General features: G+C 67.1%; 8 protein-coding genes. 1 reads left to right on the plus strand and 7 read right to left on the minus strand.

Going from position 1 to position 11,344, the window contains the following annotated elements:
• Positions 1-187 precede the first annotated feature (187 nt).
• Positions 188-1,183, plus strand: a complete 996-nt coding sequence (locus BM150_RS18670; RefSeq protein ID WP_092928615.1) for a TIGR03557 family F420-dependent LLM class oxidoreductase — start codon at positions 188-190, stop codon at positions 1,181-1,183.
• Between the two features lie 224 nt (positions 1,184-1,407).
• On the opposite strand, the gene BM150_RS18675 is transcribed toward BM150_RS18670, so the two are convergent.
• The 7 genes from BM150_RS18675 to BM150_RS18705 all read right to left on the minus strand — a co-directional run bounded on the left by BM150_RS18675 (position 1,408) and on the right by BM150_RS18705 (position 11,243).
• On the minus strand, positions 1,408-4,338 hold the full coding sequence (locus BM150_RS18675) for an FAD-binding and (Fe-S)-binding domain-containing protein (protein WP_092928616.1): 2,931 nt from the start codon (positions 4,336-4,338) through the stop codon (positions 1,408-1,410).
• 36 nt (positions 4,339-4,374) lie between these two features.
• On the minus strand, positions 4,375-5,484 hold the full coding sequence (locus tag BM150_RS18680) for an enolase C-terminal domain-like protein (protein WP_092928617.1): 1,110 nt from the start codon (positions 5,482-5,484) through the stop codon (positions 4,375-4,377).
• Positions 5,481-7,277 (minus strand): thiamine pyrophosphate-requiring protein, encoded by a 1,797-nt coding sequence (locus BM150_RS18685; RefSeq protein ID WP_092928618.1) that lies wholly within the window; start codon positions 7,275-7,277, stop codon positions 5,481-5,483. The genes BM150_RS18680 and BM150_RS18685 overlap by 4 nt, the downstream gene beginning before the upstream one ends.
• 326 nt (positions 7,278-7,603) lie before the next feature.
• Complete coding sequence (gene ligD / locus BM150_RS18690) at positions 7,604-8,515, minus strand: non-homologous end-joining DNA ligase (protein WP_092928619.1); 912 nt, start codon at positions 8,513-8,515, stop codon at positions 7,604-7,606.
• Positions 8,512-9,510: a non-homologous end-joining DNA ligase gene (ligD, locus tag BM150_RS18695; protein WP_092928620.1), complete on the minus strand. Its 999-nt coding sequence runs from the start codon at positions 9,508-9,510 to the stop codon at positions 8,512-8,514. The genes ligD (BM150_RS18690) and ligD (BM150_RS18695) overlap by 4 nt, the downstream gene beginning before the upstream one ends.
• A complete protein-coding gene (locus BM150_RS18700; protein ID WP_092928621.1) occupies positions 9,507-10,100 on the minus strand; it encodes a DNA polymerase ligase N-terminal domain-containing protein in 594 nt (197 codons plus the stop codon). The genes ligD (BM150_RS18695) and BM150_RS18700 overlap by 4 nt, the downstream gene beginning before the upstream one ends.
• 9 nt (positions 10,101-10,109) lie before the next feature.
• Complete coding sequence (locus BM150_RS18705; protein WP_092928622.1) at positions 10,110-11,243, minus strand: substrate-binding domain-containing protein; 1,134 nt, start codon at positions 11,241-11,243, stop codon at positions 10,110-10,112.
• Between the last annotated feature and the right edge of the window lie 101 nt (positions 11,244-11,344).

Below are 11,344 nucleotides of genomic sequence, written 5' to 3' on the forward strand. Positions count from 1 at the left end.
GGCCGCGCTCCACCTCGCGTGTTCCCCGAAAGTGGCATTTTCCCGCGAATCGGTCCTCCGAAAGCGGATCACGCCGGGTGTTTCGCTCATGGTCGGTGTAGCTTCCGGGACGGTCACATCGTCGGGAGTGCGATATGGACGAAGTTCTTGATACGACCGCGTACCAGACTCGGGGGATGACGGAATGATGGGTATCGGGTACACCCTCATGACCGAGCAGTCCGGACCACGTTCTCTTGTCGAGCACGCGGCGGCGGCCGAACGTACCGGATTCGATTTCGCGGTGATGAGCGATCACTACTTTCCCTGGTTGCATCCGCAAGGTCACGCGCCGTACGCGTGGAGCGTACTGGGCGCGGTGACCCAGGTGACCAGCGACATCGAGCTGATGACCTATGTGACGGCTCCGATCATGCGTTATCACCCGGCTGTGGTGGCACAGAAGGCGGCGACGCTCGGTCTGCTGTCCCGGGACCGCTTCCTGCTCGGCATCGGCGCGGGCGAGAATCTCAACGAGCACGTCATCGGCCACGGCTGGCCCCCTGTGAACGTCCGGCACGAGATGCTCTCCGAGGCCATCGAGATCATTTCCGCGCTGTTCGAGGGCGGTAACGTCGATTACGTAGGGAGGCACTACCGGGTGGACTCAGCGAAGCTCTGGGACCGTCCCGACAGGAGAGTGCCCGTCGGGACGGCTGCTTCGGGGCCGCAATCTGTCCGACGATTCGCCTCGGCCTCCGATGCCATGATCGCCGTCACGCCTGAGTCGGGACTGTGCGAGGACTGGGATCGTGCCTCGAACACCACCGGCGACCGCAAGATCGGGCAGCTGCCGATCTGCTGGGACCCGGACCGTGACGCGGCGATGGAGCGCGCGCACGAGCAGTTTAGCTGGTTCGCCGGTGGCTGGAAGGTCAACGCCGAGCTGCCCGTGCCGGACGCTTTCGCCGCGGCGACCAAGTACGTCCGTCCCGAGGACGTGGCCTCGGCGATCCCGTGCGGTCCGGAAGTGGGCCCGATCGTGGATGCGGTCTCGTCCTTTTGGCAGGCGGGATTCACCGATGTGGCGCTGGTGCAGATCGGGGTGGACAACGATCCGACGGGCTTTTTCGAGTTCGCCGGAACAGAGCTGCTGCCCGCGCTGCGATCCGCGGAAACCGGTCAGGTTTCGCTGGCGACCTGACCGGGAAGGTGCCGCTGGACGGGAGCACTTCCACGGCGCGTCCTCATGAGAGCGTCGGAGCTCTCCGAACGGGAGCCTCCCAACCTGCTACGAGAGGGTGCTGGTCTCCCCACTCTTCCACGGTCCGTGCGATTTCTCGCCTCGGCCACGAGCGGATTCACGTGACCGGATGACTCGTGATTCATCGCCGGAGGTGTGGCTTCCCGGTCACGGAGTCCGACGGGTCATCGCAGTGGTTTTCGTTCGGGATCGAGCACCTCGGCCAGATGGCGGGCGCGGTGCCTGCTGCCGTGCGCTATCTGCGTGCGGCAGCTGAAACCGTCGGCCAGCACGAGCCCTTCGGGATCGGTGTTCCGCAGCGCGGGCAGCAGGGCGTGCTCGGCACACGCCATCGACACGTCGTAGTGACCGCGTTCGAAACCGAAGTTGCCCGCCAGTCCGCAGCATCCCGAATCCAGCACCTCGGGGTGTAGCCCCGCTCGCCGCATGATCGTCCGGTCGGCGGAGAACCCCAGCACGGCGTGCTGGTGGCAGTGTGTCTGCACGAGCGCCTCGGTATCCGGAACGCTCCGACTCAGCTCGTTCGGTGCGTGGTCGGTGAGGGCTTCCGCCAGCGTGAGGAAGTGGGCACGGACCCGCGCGGCCTCCTCGTCGTGCGGGAAGAGATCACGGGTGTCGGAACGGAACACGGCGGTGCACGACGGCTCGATACCGACCACGGGAGTGCCAGCTTCGATCCAGGGGCGCAGTACCCGGAGCGTACGCCGCAACACCCTTCCGGCTATGCCGAGTTGGCCGGTGGAGATCCAGGTCAGCCCACAGCAGACCGGCTCGGTCGGTACCGCCACCCGAAATCCGGCTGCCTCCAGCACACGTACGGCCGCCCGTGCGATGTGCGGTTCGAAGTGGTTGGTGAAGGTGTCCGGCCACAGCACTACCGCGTCGTCATCCCCGGGGGAGGGCTCTGCCGAGCCACGCCGTAGCCATTGGTCCTGGAAGCCGTGGCGAGCGAATTCGGGAGCTTCCCGGTGCGGTGTCACTCCGGCGAGCCTCTTGCCGACACCGGCGATCCCGGGAGCGTGCAGCACGGTGTTGACCAGGTGGGGGGCGAACCGGGCCACCTGTGCCAACACGGGCATCCAGCCGAGCGAGTAGTGCGAGGCCGGGCGCAACCGGTGGCGGTAGTGCTGGGCGAGGAACTCGGCCTTGTAGGTCGCCATGTCCACGCCCGTGGGGCAGTCCGATTTGCAGCCCTTGCACGAAAGGCACAGGTCAAGCGATTCCATGACGGCTTCGGAACGCCAGCCGTTGGTGATGGGGGAGTCCTCGTTGCCTCGCATCATCTCGAACAGCAGCCGGGCGCGTCCCCGCGTGGAGTGTTTCTCCTCTCCGGTGGCCCGGTAGGAAGGACACATGACGCCGCCGGTGGAGCTGCGGCAGTTGCCGATACCAACGCAACGCATCACGCCCTGGTGAAAATCGGCGTGATCGTCCGGATATCCCAGGAAGGTCTCCGGGTGCCACGGTCGGTAGTCGGAGCCCAGCCGCAGGTTCTCGTCCGCCCGGTAGGGTGCGACGACCTTTCCGGGGTTCATGCGATTGTCCGGATCGAAGATCCCCTTGAGCTCGCCGAAGGCACGCACCGTCTCCGTCCCGAACATGCGTACCAACAACTCGCCGCGTGCCTGTCCGTCGCCGTGCTCGCCGGAGAGCGATCCTCCGTGGGAAGCGACGAGGTCGGCGGCGTGTTCGACGAAACCACGGTATGTCGCCACACCCGGCCCGCTCTTCAGGCGGAACGGAATCCGAACGTGCAAGCAGCCGTGCCCGAAGTGGCCGTACAACGCGGGGCGTTCGTAGCCGAACTCGTCGAACAGAGCGAGCAGATCGCGCAGGTAATCACCCAGCCGGTCGGGAGGCACCGCCGAGTCCTCCCAACCGGGCCAGCTCTCCGGCATGTCGGGAGGATCGGCGGTCGCCGCGAGCCCGGCCTCGCGTGCTTTGAGCATCCGCTCCTCACGGTCCGGGTCGTCGGAGACCGCCACGTCGTGCTCCTCCCGCGACTTGCCGAGTCCCGACAACAGCCGGTCGACACCTTCGTCGGCCTGTTCGACGCTCTCCCCGCCCGTCTGGACGAACAGCCACCCGGAGCCCTCCGGCAGGAGTTCGAGCGAATCCTCGAAAAGCCCTTCCTCGCGGATGAAGTGCACGAGCTCGGGCCCGACCGCTTCGAGGATCAGGGGGTTGAGCTCAGCCAGTACGTCCGGCACGGCGTCAGCGGCCGTCACGATGTCGTCGTAGCCGAGCACCACCAGGGCCTTGTACGGCACCGTCGGAACCAGTTCGAGCTCGGCCCGCAGCACCGTCGCCAGGGTGCCCTCGCTTCCGACGAGCAATCCCGCCGCGTCGAGGCCGTCGGGACGCAGCAGCGAGTCGAGGTTGTAGCCGGACACCCGGCGCGGTATGTCCGGATAGCTCGCTTGGATCTCAGCACGATACCGGTCGCGCAGGTCGCGCAATTCCTGGTGGATCCGCCCGACTTCGCCGCCCTCGGCGATGGTCGACTCCAGTTCGCTCTCGGTGAGCGGACCGAGCCAGCAGCGCAGCCCACCGTAGGTGAGCACTTCCAGACGTCTGATGTTGTCCACCGTCTTGCCGTACCGCTGCGCGCTGGCCCCGCAGGAGTTGTTCCCGATCATTCCACCGATCGAACAGTGGCTGTGGGTGGAGGGCTGGGGACCGAACCGCAGGCCGTGCCTGCCCAACGCCCGGTTGAGGTCATCCAGCACGAGCCCCGGCTCGACCACGCAGGTGCGTTCGTGCGGGTCGACGGAGAGCAGGGAGTCGCAGTACTTCGTCCAGTCGATCACCACGGCCACGTTCGCGCACTGGCCGCCCAGGCTCGTCCCGCCACCGCGCGAAAGTACGGGTGCGTCGTGTTCGCGGCACGTTCGTATCGCCGTGGCCCCGTCCTCCGGAGTGCGGGGAACGACCACGGCGATCGGTACCTGGCGGTAGTTCGACGAATCCGTGGCGTAGGCCCCGCGGGAGCCCTCGTCGAACCGGACCTCACCGCTCACGGCCGATCTCAGTTCCCGTTCCAGCGCTGTCGTGTCCACCCGGGGAATGCCGGGAAGACCGGTCTCCGCAGCCATTCCGATCCCTTCGTCCGCCTTGGGTAAGTGTCGTGCTCATCGCACGCGGTAAGGCTCCGAATCGGGTTCCTTGAGCGCCATGCCGTGCCCCGGCACCGACATGTCCGGCCGCACCGCGCCCCCGTGTGGACGCAGCGTTCCGTCGAAGAGCGTTTCCTCGACACGCTCGTGGTCGCGGAACCATTCGAGGTGTCTGACGTTGGGCGTGCACACGGCGACGTGCGCTGTCAGGTTCTGCGCGCAGTGCCCGGAGACGTCGAGATTACGGGCCGCGGCCAGCGCCGCGATCCGCTGCCACTCGCCGATGCCGCCGCAGCGGGTGAGGTCGATCTGCGGGCAGTCCACGGCCTCGGCGTCCAGCATTCCCGCGAAGTAGGAGGGGTGGTAGCCGTACTCGCCTGCCGCGACATCGGCTCCGACGGCTTCGCGCACCCTGCGGAGACCGGTTCGGTCGTCGCTGGAGACGGGTTCCTCATACCACCGCACGTCGAGCTGGTCCAGCAGTTCACCCATCCGTACCGCCTGACCGATCGAGTACGCGCCGTTGGCGTCCACGAACAGCGCGGTGTTCGTTCCGGTGAGTTCCTGTGCGAACCTCACTCGCCTGAGGTCGCGTTCCGTGCTGGTTCCCCAGGACTCGCCGATCTTGATCTTCACCGCGGACATGCCGTGCTCGCCCGCGTAGCGGTGCAGTTGGGTACGCAGCTGGTCGTCGTCGTAAGTGGTGAATCCACCGCTGCCGTACACCGGTACCGATTCGTGTGCTCGTCCGAGCAGCCGGCTCAGTGGCAACTCGTGCAGCCGAGCCGCCGCGTCCCACTGCGCGACCTCAACTGCCGACATCGCGCACGAGATCAACCCCGGTCTCCCGTGGTTCCGGATCGCTCGCTGCATGGCCTCCCGCGCGGCGGGGACATCGGTGACACCGATGCCCAGCACGGCGGATCGCAGAACCGATTTCACGAGATCCACGATCGCGTGATGAGCGTAGGTCCACCCCAGGCCGGTGTGCCCGGCCGTGTGCACGAACACGACGACGACAGTGGTATCCGACCAGCTGAGCGTTCCGTCGGCCTCCGGAGTTTCCGTGGGAACCCGGTAGGCTCGTGCGCCCACGTCGGTTACCTCCGCGCCGTTCCCGGTCATTTTCGGCCGGAGCGGTGGGGGACGAACTCCTGGGCCTTGGCCTTCACGCCTTCCTTGACCACCGACCACGCGTCGGGGTCCCCACGCAGCATCGCTTCGGCGACGTTTTCCATCTGGTCCCAGTTGGCCTCCGGCGGGATCGGTGGCACCGCGGGGTCGGTGACGAACTCGACCAGACAGGGGCGGTCGGCCATGACGGCCTGTTGCCACGCGCCGCGGACGTCGCCCGGTTGCTCGACCCTCATCCCGCGTAGTCCGAGCAGCTCGGCGAAGCGCGCGTAGCCGAACTCCGGCAGTTCCTGGGAGGGCGAGAACTGCGGTGAGCCGATCAGGGCGCGCAGTTCCCAGGTCACCTGGTTGAGATCGGAGTTGTTGAGGACACCGATCACCACTCGTGGATCCTGCCACTCGGGCCAGTAGTGCGCCATGGTGATCAACTCGTTGATGCCGTTCATCTGCATGGCGCCGTCCCCGACCAGCGCGAAGACGGGGCGGTCGGGGTGCGCGAACTTGGCCCCAGTGGCGTACGGCATTCCCGGCCCCATCGTGGCCAGGGTTCCGGAGAGCGAGCCGCGGATGTTCCCCCTGATGCGCAGGTGCCTTCCGTACCAGTTCGCGGCGGAACCGGCGTCGGTGGTGACGATCGAGTCGTCGGGCAACTCGTCGGAGAGTTCGTGGAACACGAACTCGGGATTGACAGGGTCGGCCTCCACTCGGGCACGACGCTCCATGGTCTCCCACCAGCGGGTGACTGTTCGCTCGACGTTCGCACGCCACGTGCGGTCCTCCTTGCGGTGCAGGAGAGGCAGCAGTTCACGCAGCGTCGCCTGGGCGTCCCCGACGAGGTTGACCTCGAAGGGGTAGCGCATCCCGATCATGGTCGGATCGATGTCGATCTGCACCCCTCGGGCCTGGTCGAACTCGGGCAGGAACTGGCTGTAGGGGAAACTGGCGCCGATCATCAGCAGCGTGTCGCAGTCGCGCATCAGCTCCCAGGAGGGCCGAGTCCCCATCAACCCGGAAACCCCGGTCACGTAGGGCAGGTCGTCGCTGAGCACGTCCTTGCCGAGCAGCGCCTTCGCGACACCGGCTCCGAGCGTGTCCGCGACCTCCGTGACCTCGGTCCCGGCACCACGTGCTCCCTGGCCGATCATGATCGCCACGCGTTCGCCGTCGTTGAGGACGTCGGCCGAACGCTGGATGTCGTCGCTGGCGGGAATCAGCACCGAGCCCGATACGCCCAAACTGGAGGGCACCATCTTGAACGCGTGGGTCGGCGGTGAGTACTCCAACTCCTGCACGTCCCCCGGGATGATCAGAGCGGTCACGGTTCTCTTCGTCCACGCCGTGCGGATCGCCCGGTCCAGGACGTTCGGCAGTTGCTGGGGGGTTGTCACCGTCTGGACGTACTCGCTGGCGACGTCCTTGTACAAGGAACCGAGGTCGATCTCCTGCTGGTAGGCACCCCCCAAGGAGGTGCTGCCCTGCTGCCCGACGATCGCCACTACCGGAACGTGGTCCAGCTTCGCGTCGTAGAGCCCGTTGAGCAGGTGTACAGCCCCTGGCCCGCCGGTGGCCATGCACACCCCGACCCGTCCGGAGAACTTCGCGTAGCCCACGGCTTCGAAAGCGGCCAGCTCCTCGTGGCGGGCCTGGATGAAGCGAGGGTCGTTGTCGGCGCGTTGCCACGCGGAGAGGATTCCGTTGATGCCGTCCCCGGCGTAGGAGAAGATCCGGTCCACGTCCCATTCGCGCAACCGTCGCAGCAGAAAATCCGAAACCAGTTCGACCATGCGTGGGCTCCGATTCGCGAGTTCTTCGTTCGGCCCACTCGGCGGGTTTCCGTCCGGTGTCCGTTCCAAACGGTGCCGCTGAGGGCCACCCCGTCCAGCTCGTTCGGCGCGGTCCCGACGTGCTCTTCGACGAACCGAACGAGCGTGGCTCGCGACGGCGAGCCCGTGAGTGCCCGCGGTGCGCTGCACGGAACCACCGGTGGTGCCGTTTCGGGATTACCCGGACGGGGATTTCGGTAAACGGCGGTGCAGCACCAACCGGGAGCGGGGCCGGTGCGTTCTCGGGCCTCGTGAGAACCCGTCACGGGTGCGGGGTAGTCCGTTGGTCAGGCCGAGCGAAGATGTTCGAGCAGGTTCCGGGCACGGTTCAGGGAGTGCGCGCGGTTGCCGAGCTCGGACCAGGGGTCACCGTGCTCGCGCAGCCTGGCCGGGATGTCACGCACGGTGAACTCCCACGGTCTCACCTCGGCGAGCTCGTCCCACCGCAGTGGAGTCGCCACGGGCGCCCCGGGCCGGGCGCGTACGGCGTACGGCGCGACAGCGGTCTGTCCGTACGCGTTGCGCAGGTAGTCCACGAACACGCGGTTCCCGCGCTTTTCCTTGCGCTGCTGCACGGTCAACGTCGCGGGCTCGCGTTCCGCGAGGACCGCGGCCACCTGTCCGGCGAAGTCGCGCGCCTCGTCGAAGTTCTCGTGCCGCCGCAACGGAGTCAACACGTGGAAGCCCCGGGAACCGGTGGTCATGACGAAGGAGGGCAGTGAGAGCTCGTCCAGCAGGTCACGGGTGGAGCGGGCGGCCTCGCGCAGGGTTTCGAGGTCGTTGCCCTCCGGGTCGAGGTCGAAGATCAGCCGATCCGGGAAGTCCAGCGCGTCCACCCGGGACGGCCACACGTGCGGTGTCAGACAGGCCTGATCGCTCAGGTAGACGAGAGTGGCCGGCTCGTCGCAGACCACGTGCACCGTCACGCCGCCCTCCTTCTTGGGGACGGAGAAACGGCGGACCCAGTCGGGAGCGTGCTCGGAGACGTTCTTCTGGAAGATACGCTGCCCCGTTATCCCGTCCGGGTAGCGTTCCGCCGCCAACGGGCGTTCCCTGGTGTAACGCACGATGGTGTGACCGACTTCCCGGTAGTACTGGGCGATGTCACCCTTGGTGAATCCGTCCTCGGGGAACAACACCTTGTCGGCCTTGGACACCTCTACCGAGTGTCCCGCCGTACGTGGGGTTCGCTCACTCATGTCCCACGCTCCCTGGTGACTTCGGAAGGATCCTTGTCCCGACGCAGCCCCTGGTAGCTGGGGTGACGGAGCTTGCCGTCCCGGGTCCACTCGGTGAACGAGATCTGGGCGACCAGCTCCGGTGCCACCCAGTGCGCGCCGTGCTCGTGCACTTCAGCCGTGAACGGGTTGTGCTCCCGCTCCAGCCGGTCGAGTCGTCTGCGCAGGTACTCCAGGGTGGCCTCGTCGAATCCGGTGCCCACCTTCCCGGCGTAGGCGAGGCCGTCTTCCTCGTAGTAGCCGACCAGCAGCGCGCCGAGATCGGGACGGCTCCCGGTCGGTTCGGTGAACCCACCTATCACCAGCTCCTGGCTGGCGACGCACTTGAACTTCAACCAGCCGCGGGAGCGCCCGTGCCGGTAGGGGGCGGTGGCGTCCTTGGCCAGCGTTCCCTCCCAGCCCCGCGCGCAGGCCCGCTGGTGGTACCGCTCGCCGTCGGTGTGCTCGTACGGGGTCCACCGCAGCGGGTCGGTGAACTCCACCGCGCTGCTCAGCAGCTTCTTGCGCTCCCGCAACGGCAAGCCGGTGGTGTCGTGACCGGCCAGGTGCAGCACGTCGAACAGGTAGCACCGAATCGCGATGTCCGACGGTGTCGATTCCTCGTCGACGAGCTGCATTCGTTGTTGCAACCGGGCGAAACTGGTCAGCTCACCGTCGAACGCGACCACCTCGCCGTCCAGCACGCAATCCGGTTCGACCAGGCGGGGGACCGCTGCCACGATCTCCGGGTAGGTCCGGTCCAGCGACTTGCGGTTGCGGGAGAGGACGTCGACCCGGTCACCGTGCCGCACGATCAGGCAACGCTCGCCGTCCAGTTTGGGCTCGAACAGCCAGTCGGAGTGGCTGAACGGCTCGTGCACCAGCGTCGCCAGCGTGGGTTCGGACCATTCGGGGGAAGGCTGTTCCCGGAGCTTCTCACGGGACTCGGCACTCAACCTCTCGAAGAACCCGTTCATTCCTGCTGCCCTCCGTGAGCGGCTATCGTGCTCAGATCCGCACCGCTTCGCACGGAACGGGGCTGTTTCTTGAGTGGTTTGCGTCGCCGATCGGCCCCCTCGTCGGCCATCTTGACCAACAACCACTGGTCCTCGGTGCGTCTGCTCATGCGCAACAGCGTGAAACCGCCGCGCAGCTTGTGGCCCTCCAGCCAGATGTCGATCCGCCCTCGACCCAGCGGCTGGGTGGCGTCCTCGTCCCGGTCGGTGCGCAGGCCGTACGAGCCGCTGTCCCACACCAGGACGGTTCCCGTGCCGTACTCCCCTTCGGGGATGACCCCCTCGAAGTCCGCGTAATCGAGCGGGTGGTCCTCCGTTCGGATTGCCAGTCGCTTGTCGCGCGGATCGATGGACGGTCCCTTCGGCAGCGCCCAGGACTTCAGCACCCCCTCCGCTTCCAGACGGAAGTCGTAGTGCAGCGAGCTGGCGTCGTGCTTCTGCACGACGAATCGAGGGCCGGAGTTTCCCTCGTTCGTGCGAGTGTCACCGTGCGGTTCGGTGGTGCCGCCGAAGTCACGCCTGCTCCGGTACTTCCGTAGTTTTCCCCGCATACGTCGGGTTTACCCGGCACGCGGCGGTGACAAACGGTGGGTTCGGCCCCCTGCTTCGGTGTTCTCGGCGGCCCCGCAGGTCTCGCGCACGTGCAGGGTGGGCCAGAGCTGCACGCGGTGCACCGGCCGCTCGGCGTTCTCCACGGTCCTGGTCAGCGCCAGTTCGGCCGCGAGCGCTCCGACGCGGTGCTTCGGCGGGCGTATCGCCGTCAGCGGTGGGTCCGCGGCCGCCGCGATCTCGTCGTCGTAGGCCAGCACGGCGAGTTCGCCGGGCACGTCGATGCCGAGGTCGCGGGCCCGCTCCACCACTCCGACCGCCTCGCGATCGGAATGCACGAGCAGCCCGGTGATGCCCTCCCGGCTGCAGCGGCGCAGCACCTCGTCGTAGGCGTCGCCCCACCCCGCTGAGCCGTAGGTCGGAACCTCGACCTCGAGGTCGTCGGTCTCGGGGACCCCCAGCGAGTCGATCGCCTCCTTCCACCCGCGACGCAGCATTCTGCTGGTGGGGCTGGACCGGGAGGTGAGAATTCCCAGTTTCCGGTGGCCGAGGGTGATCAGGTGACGCATCGCCAGTCCCGCTCCCACGTTGTGCGCGGAGGTGACCGCGTCCAGCGCCAGTGTGGGCAGTTCGGGCGGGGGCAGGCGTTCCAGCAACACGACGGGCACCCGTAGCGAGCCGAGCCACCTGAGCAGCTCGGTGCCTTCGTGGCCGGTGGTCGTCGGAGCCGCCAGCATCACTTGGACGCCGTGCTCCAGCAGTTTGGCGACCTGTCTTCTGTCCTCGGTGGAATCGTAGGAGGAGGAGCGCAGCACCAGCCTCCCGTTGGAGGAGGCCATCGTCGCCTGCGCACCTTTGATCACGGCGGGCCAGTAGTACTCGACCGAGGGAGTGACCATGCCGGCCAGGGTCCTGGTGGAGTCGGCTGACGAGTTGCCCGGTTGGTCGTTGCTCTCGGAACGTTGCGGCAGGGTGATCCCGCCGTGGACGCGCGTGACAAGTCCGCTGTCGGCCAGCGCCTTCACGTCGCGGCGGACGGTCACGGCCGTGACCTCCAAGCGCTCGACGAGGTCGGATATCCGGACTGAACCGTACTGACGAACGGTGGCGAGGATGAGTCTCTGCCGTTCGGCGGAGAGGGGCATGGTCGTTTCCGATTCCAACCACCGCTGAGTGCTTCGAACGTCGGTCCGATCGGGCCGGACCGGCCCTTCGGTGGTACCCGTTCATCCGAATCGGGCAAGTT

This window comes from Actinopolyspora alba (assembly GCF_900112765.1).
In the GTDB taxonomy this organism is placed as follows: Bacteria; Actinomycetota; Actinomycetes; order Mycobacteriales; family Pseudonocardiaceae; genus Actinopolyspora; species Actinopolyspora alba.